The organism is Devosia marina (genome assembly GCF_009758415.1).
Classification (GTDB): domain Bacteria; phylum Pseudomonadota; class Alphaproteobacteria; order Rhizobiales; family Devosiaceae; genus Devosia; species Devosia marina.
The window spans coordinates 269,082-290,563 of sequence record NZ_WQRF01000002.1; the positions used below are offsets into that span (position 1 = coordinate 269,082).

The 21,482-nt window shown below is 62.8% G+C and carries 30 protein-coding genes; 13 read left to right on the top strand and 17 right to left on the bottom strand.

The window, feature by feature from the left end; translation table 11 throughout:
- Positions 1–12: 12 nt before the first annotated feature.
- Both GO014_RS09010 and GO014_RS09015 read left to right on the top strand, forming a co-directional pair.
- Complete coding sequence (locus GO014_RS09010; protein ID WP_157290046.1) at positions 13–558, top strand: NADPH-dependent FMN reductase; 546 nt, start codon at positions 13–15, stop codon at positions 556–558.
- Positions 559–560: 2 nt separating this feature from the next.
- On the top strand, positions 561–1,166 hold the full coding sequence (locus GO014_RS09015) for a histidine phosphatase family protein (RefSeq protein ID WP_116587536.1): 606 nt from the start codon (positions 561–563) through the stop codon (positions 1,164–1,166).
- A gap of 6 nt (positions 1,167–1,172) precedes the next feature.
- Here the strand turns inward: GO014_RS09015 and GO014_RS09020 are convergent, their stop codons facing one another.
- Positions 1,173–1,610, bottom strand: coding sequence for a MarR family transcriptional regulator (locus tag GO014_RS09020; RefSeq protein WP_157290047.1), 438 nt, complete (start codon positions 1,608–1,610; stop codon positions 1,173–1,175).
- A 154-nt stretch (positions 1,611–1,764) separates the two neighbouring features.
- On the opposite strand from GO014_RS09020, the gene pyrF reads away from it, so the two are divergent.
- Positions 1,765–2,466 carry an orotidine-5'-phosphate decarboxylase gene (gene pyrF / locus GO014_RS09025; protein WP_157290048.1) on the top strand — a complete coding sequence of 234 codons (702 nt, stop codon included), beginning with the start codon at positions 1,765–1,767 and terminating at the stop codon, positions 2,464–2,466.
- A gap of 108 nt (positions 2,467–2,574) precedes the next feature.
- Here pyrF and GO014_RS09030 read toward each other — a convergent pair whose 3' ends face one another.
- Positions 2,575–3,579, bottom strand: a complete 1,005-nt coding sequence (locus GO014_RS09030) for an adenosine kinase (RefSeq protein WP_116587534.1) — start codon at positions 3,577–3,579, stop codon at positions 2,575–2,577.
- A gap of 128 nt (positions 3,580–3,707) precedes the next feature.
- Positions 3,708–4,268 carry a TetR/AcrR family transcriptional regulator gene (locus tag GO014_RS09035; protein WP_157290049.1) on the bottom strand — a complete coding sequence of 187 codons (561 nt, stop codon included), beginning with the start codon at positions 4,266–4,268 and terminating at the stop codon, positions 3,708–3,710.
- A gap of 59 nt (positions 4,269–4,327) precedes the next feature.
- Here GO014_RS09035 and GO014_RS09040 point away from each other — a divergent pair, with 59 nt between their 5' ends.
- The gene (locus GO014_RS09040; protein WP_157290050.1) at positions 4,328–4,777 is read left to right on the top strand and encodes a DUF2214 family protein; all 450 of its coding nucleotides are present in this window, start codon (positions 4,328–4,330) and stop codon (positions 4,775–4,777) included.
- Positions 4,778–4,833: 56 nt separating this feature from the next.
- Here the strand turns inward: GO014_RS09040 and nth are convergent, their stop codons facing one another.
- Positions 4,834–5,508 (bottom strand): endonuclease III, encoded by a 675-nt coding sequence (gene nth / locus GO014_RS09045; RefSeq protein ID WP_157290051.1) that lies wholly within the window; start codon positions 5,506–5,508, stop codon positions 4,834–4,836.
- Positions 5,509–5,556: 48 nt separating this feature from the next.
- Between nth and GO014_RS09050 the strand changes: the two genes are divergently transcribed.
- The 3 genes from GO014_RS09050 (at position 5,557) to GO014_RS09060 (ending at position 8,381) form a co-directional block, all read left to right on the top strand.
- Positions 5,557–6,036, top strand: coding sequence for a DUF2244 domain-containing protein (locus GO014_RS09050; RefSeq protein ID WP_157290052.1), 480 nt, complete (start codon positions 5,557–5,559; stop codon positions 6,034–6,036).
- An 87-nt stretch (positions 6,037–6,123) separates the two neighbouring features.
- Positions 6,124–6,993, top strand: coding sequence for a methylated-DNA--[protein]-cysteine S-methyltransferase (locus tag GO014_RS09055; protein ID WP_157290053.1), 870 nt, complete (start codon positions 6,124–6,126; stop codon positions 6,991–6,993).
- A gap of 359 nt (positions 6,994–7,352) precedes the next feature.
- The gene (locus GO014_RS09060) at positions 7,353–8,381 is read left to right on the top strand and encodes an AI-2E family transporter (RefSeq protein WP_157290054.1); all 1,029 of its coding nucleotides are present in this window, start codon (positions 7,353–7,355) and stop codon (positions 8,379–8,381) included.
- Here the strand turns inward: GO014_RS09060 and GO014_RS09065 are convergent.
- Positions 8,378–8,992 carry a 2,3-bisphosphoglycerate-dependent phosphoglycerate mutase gene (locus tag GO014_RS09065; RefSeq protein ID WP_157290055.1) on the bottom strand — a complete coding sequence of 205 codons (615 nt, stop codon included), beginning with the start codon at positions 8,990–8,992 and terminating at the stop codon, positions 8,378–8,380. The genes GO014_RS09060 and GO014_RS09065 overlap by 4 nt on opposite strands.
- Positions 8,993–9,052: 60 nt before the next feature.
- Complete coding sequence (gene dapB / locus GO014_RS09070; protein ID WP_157290056.1) at positions 9,053–9,865, bottom strand: 4-hydroxy-tetrahydrodipicolinate reductase; 813 nt, start codon at positions 9,863–9,865, stop codon at positions 9,053–9,055.
- A 125-nt stretch (positions 9,866–9,990) separates the two neighbouring features.
- Here dapB and GO014_RS09075 point away from each other — a divergent pair, with 125 nt between their 5' ends.
- Positions 9,991–10,341, top strand: coding sequence for a VOC family protein (locus GO014_RS09075; RefSeq protein WP_116587525.1), 351 nt, complete (start codon positions 9,991–9,993; stop codon positions 10,339–10,341).
- 147 nt (positions 10,342–10,488) lie between these two features.
- Here GO014_RS09075 and coaA read toward each other — a convergent pair whose 3' ends face one another.
- The 8 genes from coaA to hisB all read right to left on the bottom strand — a co-directional run bounded on the left by coaA (position 10,489) and on the right by hisB (position 15,451).
- The gene (gene coaA, locus GO014_RS09080) at positions 10,489–11,439 is read right to left on the bottom strand and encodes a type I pantothenate kinase (RefSeq protein ID WP_157290057.1); all 951 of its coding nucleotides are present in this window, start codon (positions 11,437–11,439) and stop codon (positions 10,489–10,491) included.
- Positions 11,439–11,756 (bottom strand): phosphoribosyl-ATP diphosphatase, encoded by a 318-nt coding sequence (locus tag GO014_RS09085; RefSeq protein WP_157290058.1) that lies wholly within the window; start codon positions 11,754–11,756, stop codon positions 11,439–11,441. Before GO014_RS09085 ends, coaA begins: the two co-directional genes overlap by 1 nt.
- A gap of 59 nt (positions 11,757–11,815) precedes the next feature.
- Positions 11,816–12,613, bottom strand: coding sequence for an imidazole glycerol phosphate synthase subunit HisF (gene hisF, locus GO014_RS09090; protein WP_157290059.1), 798 nt, complete (start codon positions 12,611–12,613; stop codon positions 11,816–11,818).
- Positions 12,610–12,939 (bottom strand): hypothetical protein, encoded by a 330-nt coding sequence (locus GO014_RS09095; protein ID WP_157290060.1) that lies wholly within the window; start codon positions 12,937–12,939, stop codon positions 12,610–12,612. The genes hisF and GO014_RS09095 overlap by 4 nt, the downstream gene beginning before the upstream one ends.
- Complete coding sequence (gene hisA, locus GO014_RS09100; RefSeq protein ID WP_157290061.1) at positions 12,936–13,664, bottom strand: 1-(5-phosphoribosyl)-5-[(5-phosphoribosylamino)methylideneamino]imidazole-4-carboxamide isomerase; 729 nt, start codon at positions 13,662–13,664, stop codon at positions 12,936–12,938. Before hisA ends, GO014_RS09095 begins: the two co-directional genes overlap by 4 nt.
- Positions 13,661–14,314 carry an imidazole glycerol phosphate synthase subunit HisH gene (gene hisH / locus GO014_RS09105; protein ID WP_157290062.1) on the bottom strand — a complete coding sequence of 218 codons (654 nt, stop codon included), beginning with the start codon at positions 14,312–14,314 and terminating at the stop codon, positions 13,661–13,663. The genes hisA and hisH overlap by 4 nt, the downstream gene beginning before the upstream one ends.
- Positions 14,311–14,661 (bottom strand): DUF2628 domain-containing protein, encoded by a 351-nt coding sequence (locus GO014_RS09110; RefSeq protein ID WP_157290063.1) that lies wholly within the window; start codon positions 14,659–14,661, stop codon positions 14,311–14,313. Before GO014_RS09110 ends, hisH begins: the two co-directional genes overlap by 4 nt.
- 202 nt (positions 14,662–14,863) lie before the next feature.
- On the bottom strand, positions 14,864–15,451 hold the full coding sequence (gene hisB / locus GO014_RS09115; RefSeq protein WP_157290064.1) for an imidazoleglycerol-phosphate dehydratase HisB: 588 nt from the start codon (positions 15,449–15,451) through the stop codon (positions 14,864–14,866).
- A gap of 491 nt (positions 15,452–15,942) precedes the next feature.
- Between hisB and hslV the strand changes: the two genes are divergently transcribed.
- From hslV to hslU, 3 genes are read left to right on the top strand one after another with little or no spacing between them, the layout of a single operon-like run.
- Positions 15,943–16,503, top strand: coding sequence for an ATP-dependent protease subunit HslV (gene hslV / locus GO014_RS09120; protein WP_116587516.1), 561 nt, complete (start codon positions 15,943–15,945; stop codon positions 16,501–16,503).
- A complete protein-coding gene (locus GO014_RS09125; protein WP_157290065.1) occupies positions 16,500–17,024 on the top strand; it encodes a GNAT family N-acetyltransferase in 525 nt (174 codons plus the stop codon). Before hslV ends, GO014_RS09125 begins: the two co-directional genes overlap by 4 nt.
- The gene (hslU, locus tag GO014_RS09130) at positions 17,021–18,331 is read left to right on the top strand and encodes an ATP-dependent protease ATPase subunit HslU (RefSeq protein ID WP_157290066.1); all 1,311 of its coding nucleotides are present in this window, start codon (positions 17,021–17,023) and stop codon (positions 18,329–18,331) included. The genes GO014_RS09125 and hslU overlap by 4 nt, the downstream gene beginning before the upstream one ends.
- Before the next feature lie 160 nt (positions 18,332–18,491).
- Here the strand turns inward: hslU and GO014_RS09135 are convergent, their stop codons facing one another.
- Genes GO014_RS09135 through GO014_RS09145 form a run of 3 tightly spaced genes read right to left on the bottom strand, consistent with a single transcriptional unit; the run spans position 18,492 to position 20,182 of the window.
- The gene (locus GO014_RS09135; protein ID WP_157290067.1) at positions 18,492–18,860 is read right to left on the bottom strand and encodes a helix-turn-helix domain-containing protein; all 369 of its coding nucleotides are present in this window, start codon (positions 18,858–18,860) and stop codon (positions 18,492–18,494) included.
- Positions 18,857–19,438 (bottom strand): Smr/MutS family protein, encoded by a 582-nt coding sequence (locus tag GO014_RS09140; protein ID WP_116587512.1) that lies wholly within the window; start codon positions 19,436–19,438, stop codon positions 18,857–18,859. Before GO014_RS09140 ends, GO014_RS09135 begins: the two co-directional genes overlap by 4 nt.
- A gap of 21 nt (positions 19,439–19,459) precedes the next feature.
- Complete coding sequence (locus GO014_RS09145) at positions 19,460–20,182, bottom strand: Tim44/TimA family putative adaptor protein (RefSeq protein ID WP_116587511.1); 723 nt, start codon at positions 20,180–20,182, stop codon at positions 19,460–19,462.
- Positions 20,183–20,354: 172 nt separating this feature from the next.
- On the opposite strand from GO014_RS09145, the gene GO014_RS09150 reads away from it, so the two are divergent.
- Both GO014_RS09150 and secB read left to right on the top strand, forming a co-directional pair.
- The gene (locus tag GO014_RS09150) at positions 20,355–20,819 is read left to right on the top strand and encodes an FxsA family protein (RefSeq protein WP_157290068.1); all 465 of its coding nucleotides are present in this window, start codon (positions 20,355–20,357) and stop codon (positions 20,817–20,819) included.
- 86 nt (positions 20,820–20,905) lie between these two features.
- The gene (gene secB, locus GO014_RS09155) at positions 20,906–21,427 is read left to right on the top strand and encodes a protein-export chaperone SecB (protein ID WP_116588128.1); all 522 of its coding nucleotides are present in this window, start codon (positions 20,906–20,908) and stop codon (positions 21,425–21,427) included.
- Positions 21,428–21,482 lie beyond the last annotated feature (55 nt).

The window sequence follows — 21,482 nt, forward strand, 5'->3', positions numbered from 1 at the left end:
TCCGGAGGCAATATGAAGACGGCACTTACCCTGTCGGGGTCGATCCGCAAGGGGTCCTATAACCGCATTCTGCAACAGCATATGGGCCGCAAGCTTACCCAGGCCGGGGTTGCGGTGACCGAAATCAGCCTCAAAGATTTCGACATGCCGATCTTCAATGAAGACCTTGAACCCGACCATGTGCCGGAGACCGCCGTCAAACTGGCCGAGATGTGGCGCAGCCACGACATCGTCTTTATCGCCACACCCGAATATAATGGCGGGGTGCCGCCGCTCCTGGTCAACACCGTGACCTGGCTCTCACGCCAGAAGCCGAGCGTCTTTCGCCATGCCGTCTTCGGCATTGGCGGTGTCTCTTCAGGAAAGTATGGTACCATATGGTCCTTGAGCCACCTGCGTGACAGCCTCACCAAGGTCGGCACGCTGATCGTGCCGACCCTGCTCGGCATCGGTCCGGCAGAAGCGGCATTCGACGAGAACGGCGATCCGCTGGAACCGGCGATCAACCGCAAGGTCGACCAGATGGTCACCGAATTGACCCATTTCAGCCGGGGATAGAATTGCGCGCGCTCTACCTCACCCACCCTCAGGTCCGGATCGATGCGGCCATCCCGGTGCCGCTCTGGGGCCTGTCGGATCTGGGTCGGGCGCGCACCGAGGCCTTTGTGACGCGCGGCGTGGTGCCCGACGGCGCGATCATCTTTTCGAGCCGTGAAACCAAGGCGCTGCAAATGGCCGAGCTGATCGCAGCGGCGGCCGGAACCCCGGTGCTGGCCGATCACCAGATGGGCGAGAATGACCGCTCCGCCACCGGCTTTCTGCCACCGGCGCTGTTCGAGGAAACGGCAGACCGTTTCTTCGCCTTTCCCCAGCAGAGCATTGAGGGCTGGGAGCGCGCCATCGATGCGCAGGCGCGGATCGTCTCAACCATCCGCACCGCCTGCGCATCGGTGCCCGCCAATGGGGTGGCGGTGTTCTGCGGCCATGGCGCCGTTGGTACCCTGCTCAAGTGCAGGCTGGGCAATCGCCGGATTTCGCGGGAGGAGGATCAGGGCCATATCGGCGCGCCCGGCGGTGGCAATGGTTTTGTCTTCGACCTCGCCGCCAAACAGCTGCTGACCGACTGGACACCGATGGAAGAAGTCACGCCGGACTGGTTTGCGTGATGAACTCTACCGCCCCGTCCAGTCCTCCAGCCCGAACAGCTCCAGCGCATCGTTGAGCGCCGGGGTCAGCCGGTCGAGCCGCTCGTTCTCTCCCACGACATCGCGCAGCCGCATCGGGCCGGCCATCGGCACGGCGGCCACCAGCGCGGCCCCCGCTGCGCTCAAAGATACATTGCGGGCCCGCCGGTCCTCGGGATTGGTGCGCACCTGGCACAGGCCCTTGCGGCGTAGATCGTCAATCGCCTGGCCCAGCGTTGCCGGATGCGCCAGGAGCGCCTTGCGCAAGGCGGCAAGCGGAATATGGGGGCGTTCGGACACGATATGCAGCACCGCCAATTGCAGCGTGGTGATCTTGTGGTCGCGCTTGAGCGCGGCTTCAAAAGCCTTGAGCGCGCTGTCGAGCCGCATCCAGGCCACCATGGCCGCCAATGCCTGTTGCTGCATGAGGAAATCCGGAAAACATGAGCAGAAAGCGGCTTGATATGATGTCATAGCACTGCGCCGCAAGGTCATTATGCCAGCATAGTATCGAAGGAAATGCTTGCGCTCGGGGGCGGGCTATGCGAGCGGAGAACAAATCAGCGAAAGGATGGGAATCATGGCTGGCCAGTTGATCGTGGGCCTCGACGTTTCGTCTCGCGCACGCGCCGAAGAAATCGTTTCGCTGCTGGGCGACAGCGTCGATTTCTACAAGATCGGCTATCAGTGCTTTTATGGCGCCGATGGCTTCAATCTGGGCAAGGCTCTGCTCGCGGCCGGCAAGAAGGTGTTCTTCGATCTCAAACTGCTCGATATCGACAATACGGTCGAAAAGGGCGTGGCGGCCATTGCCGAGACCGGCGCCACCATGCTGACCGTCCATGCCTATCCCAAAGCCATGCGCGCCGCCCAGAAGGGCGCCGAGGGCTCAGGCCTTTGCGTGCTCGGCGTCACCGTCCTCACCTCTATGGACGACGTGGATGTCAAGGACGCCGGCTATGCCCGCGATGCGGCCGGGCTTGTCGCCCTGCGCGCCCAGCAGGCCCGCGAAGCCGGCATTGGCGGCGTGGTCGCCTCCGCCCATGAGGCCGAAATGGTCCGCACCATTGTGGGGAAGACCATGGCCATCGTCACCCCCGGCATCCGACCCGCCGGCGCTGATCTGGGCGATCAGAAACGCGCCACGACCCCCGGCGACGCCCTCAGCGCCGGCGCCAGCCACCTCGTCGTCGCCCGCCCGATCATCGCTGCACCCGACCCGGCCGCAGCGGCGAAGGCAATCCTGGCGGAGATGGGGGGGAAGCGGGTGAGCGTGGCTTAGATCAGTTCAAGCGGGAAGGGCGTCGGCTGCCAATGGGGTTCTAGACCGAGCTTTTCGACTCGTTGTGCTTCCCATCGATGCAATTGTGCTCGCCAACGCAAACGGTCGTCACCCCGCCAAACCGTGCTTCTGGCTCAGCTCTTCGAGATCGAGCTGGGGGCGGGCGCCGATATGGGTGATGACTTCGGAGGCAGCGAGACACCCGGTCTTGAGCGCTGCATCCATGGTCTGGCCGCGCGCCAGGCCGAGCAGGAACCCCGAGGCAAACAGATCCCCGGCGCCGGTGGCGTCCACCACCTTGTCGACCGGGAAGGCAGGGACCGAAACCACTTCGCCGTTGAACACGGCCATGGCGCCCTCGGCGCCCATGGTGATGGCGGCGACTTCGGCGTCCTTGGCGATTTCGCGCACCGCTTCGCCCAGATCATCGGTCTGATAGAGCGATTTGATCTCATTCACATTGGCAAAGACATAGTCGATGGTCTTGGAGCGGATCAGATCGAGGAACTCGGCACGGTAGCGGTCGACGCAGAACGGGTCCGACAGGGTAAAGGCGGCGGCGCGTTCGTTCTTGTGGGCGTAATGGGCGGCCAGCACGAAGGCCTTCTTGGCTTCCACCGGATCCCACAGGAACCCTTCCATATAAGTGATGGCGGCACCTCCGATTTCATCGGGATGGATATCGCGCTCGGTCAGTTCGTGGCAGGCGCCGAGATAGGTGTTCATGGTCCGCTCGCCATCTTCGGACACGAAAATCATCGAGCGGGCGGTCAGCGCGCCGTTCTTGAGGCGCGAGGTGTTGTAATGCACGCCGATTTCGGTGAGATCGGTTTCGAACACATCGCCCAGCGGATCATCGGCCACCTTGCCGATAAAGGCAGCGCGGCCACCCAGCGAGGCGACGCCGGCGGCGGTATTGGCGGCCGAACCGCCCGAGATCTGTTCGCGGCCCAGCGGCATCTTGGCATAGAGGTCTTCGGCCCGATCGGTATCGATCAGGTGCATGATGCCCTCTTTCATGCCCTCGCGCTCGATGAAGCCGGGTTCCACCGGGGCGATGATGTCGACAATCGCATTACCGATGGTCAACACGTCGAAGCGGGTCTGGGTCATGTGCGGGCGTGTCCGGCGTTGGGGAAAAGGCCGTGGGCCGGTTTAGAGCATGATGACGGCCGGGGCAATTGTTTTGGCCGCTGTGCTCCGGGGCGGGCGCACGCCGCGACGACCAGCCGGACGCCGTCCTAAAGCGAGGATATAATCTCTTCCACCAGCGCCTCGGTATCTTCGCCCGAGCGGATGGCGATCTGCCCGTCGAGCAGCAATACGGCCAGGCCATGCACTTTGGCCCAGGCCGCCAGCGCCCGGATCCGGCTCTTGTCGAGATCGCCCCCCACCAGATGGCGCAGCGTATCAAAGGCCGCATCGGCCGCCATGCGCAGGCCGGGGCGGGAATCCTTCTTCAGTTGCGGCGAGAACATCAGGCGGAACAAATTCGCATTCTGCAGTGCAAAGACCACATAGGTCTTGCCCATCGCCGCCATGGGGTCATCCGGCTGGCTCGCGGCCACCGCCTCCATACGCGCGGCAAAGCGCTGGAAGCCGGTTACAGCCAGGGCTTCGAGCAGCGCCGCGCGGCTGTCGAAATGCCGATAGGGCGCCGCCGGAGAGACCCCCACCGCCCGCGCCAGATCGCGCAGGCCCAGCCCGGCCTCGCCCTGCTGTTCGAGAATGACCAGCGCCGCCTCAAGCAGGGCCTGGCGCAGATTGCCGTGATGATAGGGACTGTTCGATGATGTTGACATTGATCACATAGTAAAGCAGATATGTATGCACTGATTACATACATTGGGGCAAAGCGCAAATGCTCGACCTGATCCTGGCCTCGACCCACCATCTGGCCGTCTTCATCCTGGTGGCCTTGTTTGCTGCCGAATTCGCGCTGGTGCGCCCCGGCCTTTCGGGGCCGCGCCTCAAGCAGTTGACCCGCATCGATGCGGCCTATGGCGCGGTCGCCGGCATCGTCATAATCGTGGGCATTATCCGCGTCATCTTCGGCGCGGTGGGCTATGAATATTACATCGGCAATCAGGCCTTCTGGGGCAAGATGACAGCCTTTCTCGTTATGGGTCTGCTGACGATTCCGCCGACCATGGCGTTTCGCCGCTGGGCCAGGGCGGGCGCCGAGCAGGCCGATTATGCCCCGCCGGCCAGCGAGATTTCGGCAAATCGGCGCTTCATCCATTTGCAGGCCGGCGTGCTGTTGCTGATCCCGATCTTTGCCGCCGCCATGGCCCGGGGCTATGGGGGGTGACCCTTTGCACCTCTCCCTCTGGGGGAGAAGGCCACCCGCAGGGGCGGGTGTGGGGCCTATCGCCCCATGGGCAGCGGGGTCTTGGGCTCAAACCGGCACCAGTCAGCAATCGGGCAGCGCCAGCATTCGGGCTTTCTGGCCTTGCAGATATAGCGGCCATGCAGGATCAGCCAGTGATGCGCGTGCAGCATGAAGCGCTCTGGCACTTGTTTGGTCAGGACCGTCTCGACATCGAGCGGGGTCTTGCCTGGCGCCAGACCGGTGCGATTGCTGACCCGGAATAGATGCGTGTCGACCGCAATAGTGGGCTGCTTGAAATAGATATTGAGCACCACATTGGCGGTCTTGCGTCCGACTCCGGGCAAGGCCTCGAGCGCGGCGCGGTCCGGCGGCACCTCGCCACCATGTTTTTCGATCAGGATCTGGCTGAGGGCGAAGACATTCTTGGCCTTGCCGCGGTAGAGCCCGATCGTCTTGATCAATTCGGTGATTTGCTCGATCCCCAGCGCCACCATGGCAGCCGGCGTGGGGGCCAGCTCGAACAGGCGCTTGGTGGCCTTGTTGACCCCCACATCGGTGGCCTGGGCCGAAAGCACCACCGCCACCAAGAGGGTGAAGGCGTTGACATAGTCAAGTTCGCCCTTGGGTTCGGGTTCGATCTGGTGGAAACGGGCGAAAATCGCCTCGGCATCGGCCCGGCCCAGTTTCTTCACTTTTTTGGCAGTCGCCATTCTCTCGGCCTCATTTCTCTGCCAGTATTTCGGCCAAGAGGAACTGCGATGCAAGTCACCACGACCACCCCACTGTTTGCGGCAACCCTGCGACCGGACCGGTCGCTACGCATGGCTGGTGGCTGGCTGGCCCTGGTGCTGGCGGCCATTGTGGCGGCGCCGTTTCTGCTCGCCCTGCCCGAGTTTCTCGTACCGGGCCTGTCGGCCTTTGCCATCGGCACCGCGGGTCTGGCGGCCATGAGCGTGCGGCAGGCGCGGCAACGCCGGATCAGCCAGCAGGTGACGCTCTGGGCCGACCAGATCGAAATCGCCACAACCCGGCCAGGCGTGGAAAAGACGCTTGAGCGCTTCGACCCGACAGAGGTGCGTTTGCGGCTAGAACGCGACAGCTTCGAGCGCACCACCGGCATCTATCTGCGCGCCGCGGATCGTGAAATCGCGCTCGGGCCTTTTCTCTCCACCGCCGACAAGTCGAGTTTTGCCAAAGCCTTCGGCGCAGCCTTGCGCAAGGCCCGCCGCGCCCGCTGACACGGCCCCGATGCCGTCAAATCCGGGTCGCTCTGTCCCTCGCCAGGCGCTACGACCATCCGGAGTTTTCCAGTGAAAGACCCGGACATGAACCAGCATCTGACGCTGACGCCGGACAGCGATTACGACACCATCCGCGCCGCCATCCGCTATCTGAGCAAAAACGGTCCTGATACCACGGACCTTGGTCGTTTCGCCCGCGCGCTGGGGCTTACCGAGCGGCAATTGACCGATCTGTTCCGGCGCTGGTGCGGCCTTTCTCCCAAGAGCTTTGCCCAGGCCGTGGCGCTCGATCATGCCAAGAGCCTGCTGCGCGACAAGGCTAGCGTACTTGACGCAACCTATGAGGTGGGTCTGTCCTCGACCTCGCGCCTGCATGATCTGTTCGTCACCTATGAGGCCATGCCGCCCGGCGTGTTCCGCGCGGGCGGCGCCGGCATCGACATGTTCTGGGGCGTGGCTCCGTCACCCTTCGGCTTGGCCGTGGTCACCGCCACCGATTACGGCATTTCCGGGCTGGGCTTTGCCGATGCGCAAACCAGCGTCGACGCTGCCTTTGCCGACTTGGCCAATCGTTGGCCCAGAGCGCGCTTCCAGCGCGACGACAAGCGCATCGCCCCACTGGTCGCCGGCATTTTCGAACCCGCGCGCTGGTCACCTGACCAGCCGGTGCGCGTCGTGCTGATCGGCACCGATTTCGAGGTGAAGGTCTGGGAAACGCTGCTCAAGATTCCCTGCGGCCAGGCGACAACCTATTCGGATGTCGCGCGGACTATCGGGCGGCCCACCGCCTCACGCGCGGTCGGGGCGGCAGTGGGCAAGAACCCGATCAGCTTCGTCGTGCCCTGCCACCGCGTGGTGGGCAGTTCAGGCGCACTGACCGGCTATCACTGGGGCGTGCCGCGCAAGCGGGCGATCCTGGGCTGGGAAGCCGGCGTGATCTCGGCGGCGCATTAGCCGCCTGTCGCCACTGGCACTGCTGCGCATACCATCGGGTATCATCGCGCGCGCCCAAGCCATTCGAGCACAGACAGCTCTCATGGCCTTCGGCCCTGCCATTCGAGCACAGCTCTCATGGCCTTCGGCCCTGCCATTCGAGCACAGCTCTCATGGCCTTCGGCCCTGCCATTCGAGCACAGCTCTCATGGCCTTCGGCCCTGCCATTCGAGCACAGCTCTCATGGCCTTCTCGCCTCAAATCTCCCCACCGGGGAGATTTGCCCTGACGGGACGGCTCGAAGTTTCACGTGAATCGAGAAACCGGGGAACTTCCGGCACGGTCAGGCTTTGCCTCTTTGTTCACAAGGCAAGGCCAGCATGACGGATATCACCCGCGCCATTCTGATCGGCATTATTGCCATTGTCTCGCTGATGGTCGCCTGGCAGCTATCCGCCATCCTGCTGCTGGTCTTTGCCGGCATGCTTGTGGCCGCCTTGCTCGATGCCGCCGTCCGGCCGCTTGACAAAATCGTCCTGCTGCCCCGCGCCCTGATCGTCGTCGTGGTGACGCTGCTGATCGCCGGCCTGATCGCGGCTGGCCTGTCCTGGGGCGGGTTCAGCCTGTGGCAGGGCTTTGACGAGCTCTGGTCGATGATCAGCAAACAGGCCACCGAGCTCTATGAGCGTTTCGGCGAGGATCTGGGCGACCAGCTCTCGAGCGAGGGCAATTCAATCATGCAGGACCTTCTGCCCAACCCTGCGGACCTGTTCAGCCAGGCCGGGTCCATTTTTGGGCTGACCCTGGGCGTACTCGGCAATATCGTGATTATCGGCTTTCTCGGCCTGTTCTTTGCGATCAACCCGGCGGGCTACCGCGATGGCGTGCTGGTCTTGATACCGGCAAAACATCGCCAGCGCTGGAAAGACGCCTTCGACCACACCGGGCAAACGCTGCGGGGCTGGCTGGTCACCCAACTGGCAGTGATGATCCTGATCGGGTGCCTGGTCTTCACGCTGCTGACGCTGCTGGGCTCGCCCGATGCCCTGTTGCTCGGCCTGCTGGCCGGCTTTCTCAATTTCATACCCTATCTCGGGCCGGTCATTTCCGCTGTGCCAGTGCTATTAACCCTGGCCGGTCAGGACATGACAACACTCTGGATCGGTGCACTGGGTCTGCTGCTGATCCAGAATATCGAGGGCTATGTCATCACACCGCTGCTGCAGCAGCGCATCATCGAATTGCCGCCGGCCTGGTCCCTGACCATCATGGCTGTGATGGGGGTACTGTTCGGTCCGATGGGCGTGGCCCTGGCCACACCCCTGTTTGCTGTCAGCCGCACATTGACCCAGAAGCTCTACATCGAACCCCGAGATGCGGGCGACACCGGGCGGGGGCACAACGCCTAAAGCGTTACCCGCTCCACCAGCTTGCCGTCCGGTCCGATCTTGTAGATCGTCGGTTCGCCAGTGCCGATTTCGCGGGCCAGAATTTCGTCCGGGGTCAGCCCCTCAATGGCCATCACCAACGCACGCAAGGAATTGCCATGGGCGGCCACCAGCACGGTTTTGCCCGATTTGAGCAGCGGCAGGATTTCGGCCTCGTAATAGGGCAGGGTGCGCGCCGCGGTATCCTTGAGCGATTCACCACCCGGCGGGGGTACGTCGAACGAGCGGCGCCAGATGTGGACCTGCTCCTCGCCCCATTTTTCGCGTGCATCGTCCTTGTTCAGGCCCGCCAGATCGCCATAGTCACGCTCGTTGAGCGCAATATTGCGGATGATGGTGACGTTCTGGATGTCCATCTCTTCAAGCATCAGGTCCAGCGTGTGCTGGGCGCGGCGCAGGGCGGAGGTGTAGTAAAAATCCGGTTCGATGCCGGCCGCTTTTAGGCCCTTGCCGGTCGCGCGGGCTTCCTCGATCCCCTTTTCGGTCAGGCCCGGATTGCGCCAGCCAGTAAAGAGGTTCTTGAGGTTCCATTCGCTCTGGCCATGACGCACCAGGATCAGTGTTCCGCTCATGTCTTTTGGTCCCTTGGATCTGTGTTTCGTGGGAGGCCCTGTCACCAGGGCGCAAAAAATTCAGTCGGCAAGGCCGAGCACGTCGGCCATGGAATACAGCCCCGGCTGCTGCCCGGCAGCCCAGAGCGCCGCCTTCACCGCGCCATTGGCATAGATGGTGCGGTCCTGCGCCCGGTGGTTAAGTTCGATGCGCTCGGACTGTCCGGCCAGGATCACCATGTGATCGCCAATGACATTGCCGCCGCGCAGCGTGGCAAAGCCGATCGTGCCCGCTTCACGCGGTCCGGTATGGCCATCGCGCACCCGCACGGAATTGTCCTTCAAACTGATATTGCGGCCCCGCGCTGCGGCCTCGCCCAGCATCAAGGCGGTGCCCGAGGGTGCATCGACTTTTCTGTTGTGGTGCATTTCGAGCACTTCGACATCATAGTCGGCCAGCGCCCTTGCGGCCTTTTCGACCAGCACGGTCAGCGCCACCATGCCGGGAGAAAAATTTCCGGACTTGACGATCCGCGCGCCCGCTGCGCCAGCGTCAGCAATAGCGTCGTCATCGTCTTCGGTGCAGCCCGTTGTGCCAATGATGTGAATCAGCCCTTTTGCTGCGGCCTGCCGGGCCAGCGCCACGCTGGCAGCCGGCGCGGTAAAATCAATAATGGCATCAGCCTGGTCCAGAAGCGCCGTGGCATCATCGCTGACCGGCACGCCCAATGCGTCGAGGCCGGCCAGCGTCCCAGCATCCTTGCCGATGGCGGCCGAGCCGGACCGGTCCAGCGCGCCGACCAGCTCCACCCCGTCATGGGCGGCGATGGCGGCAATATTGGCAACGCCCATGCGCCCACCGGCTCCGGCCACGATAATGCGCAATCTGGTCATGCCATGAACTCCCTGTAATTGCCTTGCCCTATAGCAGCGCGTTGCCGCCCCGCCAACCGGGATGCCCGGAACCATCTGCCTGTGCTAGGATTCGGTAAAAGCAAGAAGAGAAAGTGGACCTGTCCATGAGCCTCACCAATGTGCTGGCCGGAATTGCTGTCGAAGATCTCGGGCATTCCCTGGTCTGGTATGAATATCTGTTCGGCCGTCCGGCCGATGCGCGCACCATGGTCGATGTGGCCGAATGGAAACTGCCCGGCGGCGGCTGGGTGCATGTGATGACCGATGAGGATCGGGCTGGCGCCAGCGTCTGCATGCTGATCGTCGATGACATCGCTGACGAGCTGGCGCGGCTCGAACTGCACGGTATCAAGCCGGTGGCCAAGGCGATCGGGGATTTCTTCAAGACCGCTAAGCTGCGCGATCCGGATGGGAACCTGATCATCCTCAGCCAGCCCCAGCAGGGCACGTATTAGGGCCCAACAAAACCGCGACGCGTACCCTCCCCCTTGCGGGGAGGGTAGCGGAGCTAGGGAGGGGGCCAAAGTGCACGATGCACTAGAGGCACCCCCACCCATCCTCCCCCGTCAAGGGGGAGGTGTCAGGTCGCGCGCGCTGAAGGCTCAAAGCCGTTTCAGCTTCACTTCCTCGACCCGGTGGTCCTTGCCCTTTTTGAGGATCAGGTCGGCGCGCCCGCGGGTGGGCAGCACGTTTTCGAGCAGGTTGGGCAGGTTGATTGTTTCCCAGACATTGCGACCGAAGGCGCCCGCCTCCTCCTCGCTCATTTCCGAGAACTTGCGGAAAAACGAGGTCGGATCGCGGAAGGCAGTTTCACGCAGGCGGAAGAAGCGGGTGAGGTACCAGTCGCGCAGATCGTTTACATCGGCGTCGATATAGATCGAGAAATCGATGAAGTCGGAAGCAAACAGGATCGGTTTGCCGTCGCGCGGCAATTCACCGGGCTGGAGAATGTTGAGCCCCTCGACAATCAGAATATCGGGGCGCTCGATGATCACCTCTTCGCCGGGCACCACGTCATAGACCAGGTGCGAATAGACCGGCACCGAAACCTTGGCCTTGCCCGATTTGATGTCGCCCAGGAAATTGACGAAGCGGGCCCTGTCATAGCTTTCCGGAAAGCCCTTGCGCTGCATCAGCCCGCGCTCTTCAAGCACCTTGTTGGGATACAAGAACCCGTCTGTGGTCACCAGATCGACCTTGGGGCTTGATGGCCAGCGGCTAAGCAGAGCGCGCAGAATGCGCGAGGTGGTCGATTTGCCTACCGCCACCGAGCCGGCCACGCCGATGATGAAGGGCACCTTGTCACCCGGCGTGTTGAGAAAGCGCGAGGAGACATCGTGCAGGCCCTGGATTGCCTCGACATAATAGGCGAGCAGGCGCGAGAGCGGCAGATAGATCTCCTCGGCCTCGGCCAGCGAGATCGGGTCAGTCAGCGCACGCAGCCGATCAATATCGTCGGCATTCAGCGTCATCGGTTGGCCGTTGCGCAGATCGCTCCACTGGTCCTTGGTGAAGCTGCGGTAAGGGTCGAGCCCCGGGAGACGCTTGGCCATCAGGCATTGTCCTTGCGGGCGGCTTTTTCGGCCAGACCCGACTGGGCGGTGCGGCTGTCGAGCTCGGCCATCACTTCGGACAGCGGTACGCCTTCGACCTTGAGCACCACCAGCAGATGATAGAGCAGGTCGGCGCTTTCCTTGACCAGCTCGGCGCGATCATGGGTCACCGCGGCAATCACCGCCTCAGTGGCTTCCTCGCCCAGTTTCTGGGCGGCCTTGTTGATACCACGGGCAATCAGCTTGGCGGTGTAGCTTTCTTCCGGCGAGGCAGCGGCGCGCTCGGCAATGCGCGCTTCAAGGTCTTCAAGGGTCATGTCGGGCTGGTCTCCTCAGTGCGGACCATTGGCGGAAATCGAGCCGCCTGCAATTGAACTTAAGCCGCGCTGTCGAGCCGCATCGCGATGCCATGCTCGGCCATGTAGCGCTTGGCCTCAGGGATGGTGAAGGTGCCGAAGTGGAAGATCGAAGCGGCCAAAACCGCGCTGGCATGACCTTGCGTTACACCATCGACCAGGTGCTGCAGCGTGCCGACTCCGCCCGAGGCGATCACCGGTGCTTCCACCTGATCGGCAATCGAGCGGGTCAGCTCGAGATCAAAACCGGATTTGGTGCCGTCCCGGTCCATCGAGGTGACCATCAGTTCGCCGGCGCCGCGCTCCACCATTTTTGCAGCAAATTCCACCGCGTCGATACCGGTCGGCTTGCGTCCGCCATGAGTATAGATTTCCCACCCGCTGCGATTGTCGCCGCCTACCCGCTGGCCCAGACGCTGCTTGGCATCGACCGAAACAACAATGCACTGATTGCCGAACTTGTCGGCAGCCCGCGCGATGAAATCGGGGTCGTTCACGGCGGCCGAATTGATCGCCACCTTGTCGGCCCCGGCCAAGAGGAGCTTGCGGATATCCTCGATGCTCCGGACGCCGCCCCCGACCGTCACCGGCATGAAGCAATGCTCTGCCGTGCGCGCCACCACGTCAAAGATCGTGTCGCGGCCCTCATGGCTGGCGGTGATGTCGAGGAAGGTCAGTTCATCGGCGCCGGCGGCGTCATAGGCCATGGCAGCTTCCACCGGATCGCCGGCATCGATCAGATCGACAAAATTGACGCCTTTGACCACGCGGCCGCCGGCCACGTCCAGGCAGGGGATGATCCGGGTTTTGAGACTCATTGGGTTTTCGCCTTCTGCATCCGCCTCCAGGCGATGCGATGGATGATGAGTGTGGCCAGCCAGACGATCAGCGCACCGCCGCCCAGCGGCAGGGTGGCCAGGGCAAAAAGGCTCAGAACAAAGAAGAAGCTGATAATCCCGCCGAACTCCATATCCCCAACCACGCAGGGATGCATATCGTGTTCCGTCAGCGTGCAGCCATTGACCTCGGCCAGCAAGCCCGAAAACAGGGCCGACAGAATCGGAGCCAGTGCAAACAGAACGATCACACCAAACAGCAGCCAGTAGACCCGCCAGGGGAAGTTTGCCGGCTGTTTCGTGCTCACGCGGCCCTCAGCTTCGCCAATGCTTCACGTGAATCAATCCGCCCGTCATAGAGCGCCCGCCCGGAAATGGCGCCTTCGAGCGCCTGGTAATCGGGATGCGTCATGCGCTCGATATCGTCCATCGAGGCAAGACCGCCCGAGGCGATGACCGGGATCGAAGTCGCCCGCGCCAGCTCCAGCGTCGCATCCCAATTGATGCCGGCCAAGACACCATCGCGGTCGATATCGGTATAGATGATGGCGGCGACGCCAGCGCCCTCGAAGCGCCTGGCCAGCTCGATCACCGAGAGCTCGGACGTCTCGGCCCAGCCCTCGACGGCCACCATGCCCTGGCGCGCATCGATGCCGACGGCGACCTGGCCGGGCCATTTCTGTGCGGCCTCCTTGACCAGCGCCGGATCGCGCACCGCGACCGTGCCGAGAATGACGCGGCTGAGGCCCTTGTCGAGCCAGGCTTCGATATGCCCAAGATTGCGGATGCCACCGCCAAGTTGCACCGGGAATTTGACGGTCTTGAGGATCGCCTCGACCGCCGCGCCATTGACGCTCTGTCCGGCAAAGGCGCCGTTGAGATCCACGACGTGCAGATATTCAAAGCCCTGGTCCTCAAAGCTCTTGGCCTGGGCCGCCGGATCGTCATTGAAGACAGTGGCCTGATCCATGTCGCCAAGCTTGAGGCGCACGCACTGGCCGTCCTTGAGATCGATGGCAGGAAACAGGATCATGGTGTCCACCCCAGGAAATTCTCGATCAGTTTCAAACCCAGCGCCTGGCTTTTTTCCGGGTGGAACTGGGTACCGAAAATATTGTCACGGCCGACGCAGGCGGTCAGCGCCCCACCATAGTCGGTGGTGGCGACCAGTGTTTCGGCGCGGTCGGTTTTCAGATGATAGGAATGGACGAAATAGGCGTGCAGCCCATTGGGGCCCGTTTCGATCCCATCGAGCAGCGCATGCGGGCGCGTCGCCGTGATGGTGTTCCAGCCCATATGCGGGATTTTCAGGGTCGGGTCGGCGGGCGTGATTTTCTGCACCGCGCCGGGGATCCAGCCCAGTCCTTGGGTCACGGTCTTTTCCCGGCCTTCGCTGGCCAGCAATTGCATGCCGACACAGACGCCAAGAAACGGCACGCCGCCCTTGATCACGCGCTCTTCAAGCACCTCGACCATGCCGGTGACGGCATCGAGCCCGGCCCTGCAATCGGCAAAGGCGCCGACGCCGGGCAGCATGATGCGATCTGCGGTCCGCACGATTTCGGGATTGGAGGTGACCGTGATGACATCGCCCTGGCCCCGTTCGGCGGCCACACGCTCAAAGGCCTTGGCGGCCGAATGCAGATTGCCCGCCCCGTAGTCGATAATGGCCACGATGCTCATGGGGTGGTCTCCAGGCTGGCGAGGCGCGCCAGATCGGCATCTGTGGCATAGCGATAGCCGGCAGCAGCATGGCCGCGCCGCTTCAGCGCCCGCTGCCGCGCGCACGGTGCCGCAAAGCCGCAGGCGATGGCCAGCAGGATATAGAGCCAGATCACCGCATCGGCGCCGATATAGGGGGCGGCGAAAACCAGCGCCATGATCGCCAGCACAAACAGCACAAGCTGTCCCCAGAGCCGATGGGCCAGCGCATGCACCGGCGGCAACAGCGCGGCGAACCAGGAGAACTTTTCGGGCACCGCCTGGGGCAGGGCACCGGTATCGGATCTGAGAATGGCGTAGAGGGTCACGGGACACTCCAAGGGCAAGATGGCGTCCCCTTAGTGCAAAATGCGCGGAGGGGGAAGGGCGGTGACGGTCGCCCTCGCCTTTCGAGGCCGCTTCGGGGCACCTCAGGATGAGGGCTACCGAGAATGCTCATCGTTCGACGCCCTCATGGTGAGGTGCTTCGTGTCGCGATGCCTTGAACCACGAGGGCGGCTTTCACCAAACCTAAAGCACGCCCTTGGTGCTGGGCACCCGGTCGGCCATGCGCGGGTCGATCTCGACCGCCTCGCGCAGGGCGCGCGCCACAGCCTTGAACATCGACTCGGCCAGATGGTGGTTGTTGTCGAAGTAGAAGTTCTCGATATGCAGCGTGATCCCGGCATTGATCGCCAGCGCCTGGAAGAACTCGCGGAACAGTTCGGTGTCGATCTCGCCAATCTTGTTCTGGCTGAATTCCGCTTTGAACACCAGGAAAGCGCGGCCGGACACATCCAGCGCCGCGCGGGTCAGCGTGCCGTCCATGGGCAGGTCACAGCTCGCATAGCGGCGGATACCCTTCTTGTCGCCAAGGGCCTCTTTGATCGCCTGGCCCAGTGCAATGCCGACATCTTCGACCGTGTGGTGGAAGTCGATGTGCAGGTCACCGTTGCAGCTCACCTCCATGTCGATCAGCGAATGGCGGCTGAGCTGGTCCAGCATGTGATCGAAAAAGCCGACGCCGGTCCGCATCTGGTGCGCGCCGGTGCCATCAAGATTGATCGAGACGGCGATCTCGGTCTCGTTGGTCTTGCGGGCGATCGTTGCGGTACGCATCGGCTTGGGTCTCCGGTCTTTCGGCGCTTGACTAGCAGATAGGCAGGTTCGCGTGAAGATTGGGTTTAGCCGGCCGCTGATCCCCGCACCCAAGACCTCGCGCATACTCCCACCTATTCCTCTCGCGATAGGGCGGCCTGCACCGACCAGTGGCGGGAGGGACAGCCGGGCGTGGGGCAGTCGCGTGCAGCCATTGTCTGGGGGTCGGTCGGTGAGAGTTCGTGCCTGCTGTGGCTTCGGTCACAGCTGAAAGCGGGCGCCCCAGGGGCGGCCGCGCCGGACAGCCTTCCAAGTTACCCTCTATCGAGAAAACCCGGCGTCCCGAGGCGGCTTTCGTCTCAGTTTTTTGTTTCAGGGACGAAATGCCGTCTCGGGACACCGCTCTGATTTGATATCCGCAGGTCCGGAGACCGTGCGGCGCTTGGGCGCGTCTGTTGCAATCTGGGTTCGTACCCCTAAATATCAGCCAACAGTTCGGAGTATCTTTTCCAATGAGTGACAATAATTTTCCCGGCTGGCACGGCACGACCATCGTTTCGGTCCGCAAGGGCAACAAGGTGGTGGTGGCCGGCGACGGCCAGGTCTCGATGGGCCAGACGGTGATGAAGCACAGCGCCAAGAAGGTGCGGCGGCTGGCCGATGGCAAGGTGATCGGCGGTTTTGCCGGCTCCACCGCCGATGCCTTCACCCTGTTCGAGCGGCTCGAAACCAAGCTCGAGCAATATCCCGACCAGTTGATGCGCGCTGCCGTGGAACTGGCCAAGGACTGGCGTACCGACCGCTATCTGCGCAAGCTGGAGGCCATGATGATCGTGGCCGACAAGACCGACACGCTGGTACTGACGGGCACGGGCGATGTGCTGACCCCCGATCACGGCGTCATCGCCATTGGTTCGGGTGGCAATTACGCGCATTCGGCGGCGCTTGCCCTGCATCAGGCCACCGAGCTCGATGCCGAAGATATTGCCCGCCGCGCCATGAAGATTGCCGAAGAAATCTGCGTCTACACCAATGGCAATGTGACGGTCGAAACCATCGAGCTCAACGCGTGAGCTTTGTCATAAAGCGTCTGGGCCTGGAGGATGCGGCGGCCTATCGTGCCATCCGCCACGAGGCGCTGGCCAACCATCCCGAGGCTTTCGTCTCAACGGCCGAGGGCTTTGCGCAAAAGTCCGATGCTGAGATCGTTCAGACGCTGGAAGCGCTGACCATCTTTGGTGCCGTCCTGCCCGATGGCCGTCTGGGCGGCATCAATGCCTTCTTGCGCAATGAGGGCGCCAAGGAGCAGCATCGGGGCTGGATGATCCAGGTCTATGTGCGGCCCGAGCATCGCGGCTCGGGCATGGCGCAGGCCCTGGTCGAGCATTTGGTGGATCGCGCACGGCATCATGTGCTGCAGATCCATCTCGGCGTCTGGTCGGAGAACATCCCGGCCATCAGGCTCTACAAGCGGCTGGGCTTTGAAACCTATGGCACCGAGCCCCGCTATCTCTTCGTGAACGGTCGATTTATCGACGAACACCTGATGGTGCGCTTCCTGGACAAGGCACCGATCGAAAGTGACCAAAAATGAGTGAAACCAATTTCTCCCCGCGCGAGATCGTCTCCGAGCTTGACCGCCATATTGTTGGTCAGGCCGATGCCAAGCGCGCCGTTGCCGTTGCCTTGCGCAATCGCTGGCGCCGGCAGCAACTTTCGCCCGATCTCAGGCGCGAGGTGACGCCCAAGAACATCTTGATGATCGGACCGACCGGCGTGGGCAAGACCGAGATTTCGCGCCGTCTGGCCCGGCTGGCCCAGGCCCCCTTCGTCAAGGTGGAAGCCACCAAGTTCACCGAGGTGGGCTATGTCGGCCGCGATGTCGAGCAGATTGTCCGCGATCTCGTCGAAGCGGGTATCACCGTCCTGCGCGATAAACGCCGCCGCGATGTGCAGGCCCAGGCCCATCACAATGCCGAAGAGCGCGTGCTCGACGCGCTGGTCGGTACCTCGGCTACGCCGTCCACGCGCGAAAGCTTCCGCGCCAAGCTGCGCGGCAATGAGCTCGACGACAAGGAAATCGAGATCGAGATGCAGCCCTCGGCCGGCACCGGCGGGTTCGAAATCCCCGGCATGCCCAATGGCGGCATCGGCATGATCAACCTTTCCGACATGTTCAAGCAGGCCATGGGCGGGCGCGGGGTCAAGCGCAAGATCAAGGTGCAGGATGCCTATGAGCCGCTGGTGGCCGAGGAGGCCGACAAGCTGCTCGACCAGGATCAGTTGAAGGCCGAGGCCATCGAGCTGGTGGAAAACCACGGCATTGTCTTTATCGACGAGATCGACAAGGTCGCGCATCGAGAGGGCGGCGCGCAGGGCGGTCCGTCTCGCGAAGGCGTGCAGCGGGATCTCTTGCCGCTGATCGAGGGCACTACCGTTGCCACCAAATATGGGCCGGTCCAGACCGACCATATCCTGTTCATCGCCTCGGGCGCGTTCCACGTCTCCAAGCCAAGTGACCTGCTTCCCGAATTGCAGGGCCGCCTGCCGATCCGGGTGGAACTGAAGGCGCTGACGCGTGAGGATTTCATCGGCATTCTCTCGGACACCGAGGCGAGCCTGATCAAGCAATATGTGGCGCTGATGGGCACCGAAGGGGTGACGCTCAGCGTCACCAAGGACGCCATCGAGGCGATCGCCGACGCGGCCGTGCTGGTCAATTCCTCGGTGGAGAACATCGGCGCGCGGCGCCTGCAGACCGTGATGGAGCGGCTGGTGGAAGAAATCTCCTTTGACGCACCGGACAAGTCCGGGGAGACGGTTAACATCGACGCCGCCTTTGTCCGCGACAAGGTCGGTGCCCTGGCCGGCGATACGGATCTGAGCAAGTTCGTATTGTAAAACCATCTTCACCCTCCCCCTTGCGGGGGAGGGCAGCACAGCGTGGCCGGCAGGCCTGGCGGCGTTGGGACGGGGGACCAAAGAGCACGCAGCTGGCGTTACACCCCCTCCTATCCTCCCCCGTCAAAGGGTGAGGTGCCGCATCGCGCACGCCGATTGCCTATCGCTTTCTTCCAGCGCGCCGCACCACTTCATCGCGCAGGAATTTCAAATCCTCGGCCTCCAGCCGGCTGATATCATCGCGCAGACGATTGGTCAGTTCGGTCGCCTCTGGCACCAGGCCCGCGGTATTGATCGTCACCTTGGGATCAGAAATCTCGGCCAGGCGCTGAAGCTCTTCGGCCTCGTCCCAGATGACGTTGAAAAAGGCGATGATGCGATGGAGCAGGAAGGATGTGGGCTGGCCGCGCTTGCCGTGTTCCAAGGCCGAGAGATAGGCACTCGACACGTTCAGCGCCGCCGCCATTTCCTTGAGCGAAATGCCGCGGGCGTCGCGCATGGCCCGCAATTTGGCGCCCAGCGGGGTCATTGGCGGCGCAGGCGCACATACCACGCCCCCTCTCCACCATGACCGCGCGCCGCAACGCTCCAGCCGGACACCAGATGCGCCAGTCCTGGCTCCGAGAGCCAGATGGGCAGCATTGTGCGCAGAATGCCGCGCTCGGTCATGGCCGCGATATAGTCATTGTCGGTTTTTGCGCCCTTGCCGGTGATGACCAAGATGGTCCGGTCTCCTCGCGCCGCCCGCGCCCCGATATAGCGCCGCAGCACCTCGCGGGCTTCCGTCTGGGTCATGCCATGCAGATCGATCTTGCCATCGATCTCAATGCGTCCGCGCCGCACCTTCTTGTGGATCGCCGGATCCACGGCCCGTTCGGCCACTGGCGTGCCGGAGGCGGGCGCCTGATAGGGCGGCAGAAAGGGCTTGGCAGGCTTGAGTGGCCTGGGAGCCGGCTTGACCAGCGGTTCAGGGTCCGCTTCAGGGACCGGCAAGGTGCCGGCCCCCATTTTCAGCAGGCCCTTGCGCCGCAGCGGCTCGACCGTGGCGGCCACGGTGGTCCAGAGATGAAAATCATGCGGCAGGCGCCTGGAGCCGCGTTTGGACATGGTTCAGCCTGCCGAATGCGATCAATCGAGCTGGCTGGTGGCGATCACCTTCCAGTTGGGATCGCGCGATTTGGGATTGCGCGAGAAGGTCCATTCATCGGCAATGGTCTGGACCTGGTCGGCATTGCCCTCGACCAGATTGCCGTCCTTGTCACGCGTGGCCGAGACGACCTCGGCATGGAAGTCGACCGTCACATTGACGTCCTTCTTGTCGAATTCGGCATCGACAATCGAGACTTTGGGCAGGCCGACAAAGGTGAAATCCACCGTCTTGCCCTCGGCCTCGCGATCGGCAATGGCGCGCTGGAAGCTCTCGAAAATGGGCTTGTCGAGCAGGTTCTTCAGCGTCTGGCGATCGCCCTCGGCAAAGGCCGTGACGATCATTTCATAGGCCTGCTTGGCGCCCTCAAGGAAGCTCTTGGGCGAGAAGGACGGGTCGACCTCGGCCACAGCCTTGAGACCGGCCGCAAGCGCTTCATTGCCGGCTGCGGCCTGTTCAATCTCTGCCTCGAGCTTGCGGGCACGCCGTTCATCGTCGAGATCGGGCTGGGCCGCCCGGGGCCGCAGGGGCACCACCGTTTCCTCATTGGCCGCAGCCTGTTTTTCCGTGGGTGTCGAGCGGCTCCGATCGATGGGCGGGCGCTCATTGCCGGTGCGCGTGCCCAGCACAGAGCGCAGGCGGAACAGCACGAAGACAGCAACGGCGATGGCAATCAGGGTCGGCAGATCGAGGAATTCGGCCATGTAGCGGGCACCTTGAATATGAGGCGTCGACAAAAAACTGTTCGCTGGCGCTCGTTGTGCGCCATATCTGGCCTATATATAGGCAAAGCTTTAGCCCGAAACCAGTTCACGATGGGGCGAGTTGCGTTTTTGCCGCGCCCGAGGTGAACAAAATTCCTGCAAGGAGCCGAATTTGGCCCGCCTGATTGCCCTTTCCTTCCTGGCTTTGCCGCTTCTGGAAATCGCCGTGTTCATCATTGTCGGCCGCGCCATCGGCCTGTTCCCGACACTCGCACTGGTGATCCTGGCAGCGCTGGCGGGTGGGTTGCTGCTGCGCCAGCAGGGCCTGAGTACGCTTTCGCGGCTACGCAACAATGTCAATGCCGGCACCATTCCAGGGCGCACCATGTTTGACGCCATGCTGATCGGCGTGGCCGCAATCCTGTTGGTGCTGCCGGGCTTTCTTAGCGATGTGCTGGCGTTGTCCCTTCTGGTACCCCCGGTGCGCAATTGGCTGTTCTCCGCCCTGGCAAGCCGGGTCCGGGTGGTGGAGACCACCACCAGCTATCGTCGCTATGATGAACCAGAGACGACATATGACGTCGATGCCAAGGTCATCGAGCACAGGGATGAGGACGATCCCAAGCCCCGCCAATAGGTCTGCTTGGCTTGTTCCAATGGGCCAAAAGTGGTAGCCACACGGCCACAATTGCTTTGAATACAGACATCAAGAAGGACCAGACAATGGCCGATGACACCCAGGGCGCGGCAGCGCCGCAGCCCGGCACCGCACCCAGCATGAACCTTGTGGGGCAGTATATCCGCGATCTCTCCTTCGAAAACCCCGGTGCGCCGGGCACGCTGCTGGGCGGTGGCGCCAATCCGGCTTTCAACGTGTCGATCTCGGTCGGCGTCAAGAAGCAGAGCGACGAGATCTATGCCATCGAGCTCACGCTCAATGCCAAGGCCAATCGCGAAGAGACTGTGCTGTTCAATGTCGAGCTGGTCTATGGCGGCATTTTCCGCATCAAGAACGTGCCGGAAAACCAGCTTTCACCGCTGCTGATGATTGAATGCCCGCGGCTGATCTTCCCGTTTGCGCGCCAGGTGCTGGCCAGCGTGACCCAGCAGGGCGGGTTCCCGCCGCTGATGATGGAGCCGGTGGATTTCTCGGCGATCTATCGCCAGAACCTGGCCAAGCTGGCCCAGCAGCAGGGCGGCGCACAGGCTGCCGATGCCGCCGCCGAGACGCCCAAGCCGAACTGATCGCGCAAAACGGTCCGAAAAAAAAGGCCCCGGTCTCCCGCCGGGGCCTTAATCA

Coding starts and splice junctions, on each gene's coding strand:
- hisF (WP_157290059.1), bottom strand. CDS start 12,613: ATGAGTCTCAAAACCCGGATCATCCCCTGCCTGGACGTGGCCGGCGGC.
- hisH (WP_157290062.1), bottom strand. CDS start 14,314: ATGAGCATCGTGGCCATTATCGACTACGGGGCGGGCAATCTGCATTCG.
- GO014_RS09030 (WP_116587534.1), bottom strand. CDS start 3,579: ATGACCCAGACCCGCTTCGACGTGTTGACCATCGGTAATGCGATTGTC.
- GO014_RS09135 (WP_157290067.1), bottom strand. CDS start 18,860: ATGACCCCGCTGGGCGCCAAATTGCGGGCCATGCGCGACGCCCGCGGC.
- GO014_RS09140 (WP_116587512.1), bottom strand. CDS start 19,438: ATGTCCAAACGCGGCTCCAGGCGCCTGCCGCATGATTTTCATCTCTGG.
- hslV (WP_116587516.1), top strand. CDS start 15,943: ATGAGTGACAATAATTTTCCCGGCTGGCACGGCACGACCATCGTTTCG.
- GO014_RS09065 (WP_157290055.1), bottom strand. CDS start 8,992: ATGAGCGGAACACTGATCCTGGTGCGTCATGGCCAGAGCGAATGGAAC.
- GO014_RS09020 (WP_157290047.1), bottom strand. CDS start 1,610: ATGCAGCAACAGGCATTGGCGGCCATGGTGGCCTGGATGCGGCTCGAC.
- GO014_RS09060 (WP_157290054.1), top strand. CDS start 7,353: ATGACGGATATCACCCGCGCCATTCTGATCGGCATTATTGCCATTGTC.
- GO014_RS09035 (WP_157290049.1), bottom strand. CDS start 4,268: ATGTCAACATCATCGAACAGTCCCTATCATCACGGCAATCTGCGCCAG.
- GO014_RS09075 (WP_116587525.1), top strand. CDS start 9,991: ATGAGCCTCACCAATGTGCTGGCCGGAATTGCTGTCGAAGATCTCGGG.
- hslU (WP_157290066.1), top strand. CDS start 17,021: ATGAGTGAAACCAATTTCTCCCCGCGCGAGATCGTCTCCGAGCTTGAC.
- secB (WP_116588128.1), top strand. CDS start 20,906: ATGGCCGATGACACCCAGGGCGCGGCAGCGCCGCAGCCCGGCACCGCA.
- GO014_RS09085 (WP_157290058.1), bottom strand. CDS start 11,756: ATGACCCTTGAAGACCTTGAAGCGCGCATTGCCGAGCGCGCCGCTGCC.
- GO014_RS09010 (WP_157290046.1), top strand. CDS start 13: ATGAAGACGGCACTTACCCTGTCGGGGTCGATCCGCAAGGGGTCCTAT.
- GO014_RS09055 (WP_157290053.1), top strand. CDS start 6,124: ATGAACCAGCATCTGACGCTGACGCCGGACAGCGATTACGACACCATC.
- dapB (WP_157290056.1), bottom strand. CDS start 9,865: ATGACCAGATTGCGCATTATCGTGGCCGGAGCCGGTGGGCGCATGGGC.
- hisB (WP_157290064.1), bottom strand. CDS start 15,451: ATGCGTACCGCAACGATCGCCCGCAAGACCAACGAGACCGAGATCGCC.
- nth (WP_157290051.1), bottom strand. CDS start 5,508: ATGGCGACTGCCAAAAAAGTGAAGAAACTGGGCCGGGCCGATGCCGAG.
- GO014_RS09040 (WP_157290050.1), top strand. CDS start 4,328: ATGCTCGACCTGATCCTGGCCTCGACCCACCATCTGGCCGTCTTCATC.
- pyrF (WP_157290048.1), top strand. CDS start 1,765: ATGGCTGGCCAGTTGATCGTGGGCCTCGACGTTTCGTCTCGCGCACGC.
- coaA (WP_157290057.1), bottom strand. CDS start 11,439: ATGGCCAAGCGTCTCCCGGGGCTCGACCCTTACCGCAGCTTCACCAAG.
- GO014_RS09145 (WP_116587511.1), bottom strand. CDS start 20,182: ATGGCCGAATTCCTCGATCTGCCGACCCTGATTGCCATCGCCGTTGCT.
- GO014_RS09050 (WP_157290052.1), top strand. CDS start 5,557: ATGCAAGTCACCACGACCACCCCACTGTTTGCGGCAACCCTGCGACCG.
- hisA (WP_157290061.1), bottom strand. CDS start 13,664: ATGATCCTGTTTCCTGCCATCGATCTCAAGGACGGCCAGTGCGTGCGC.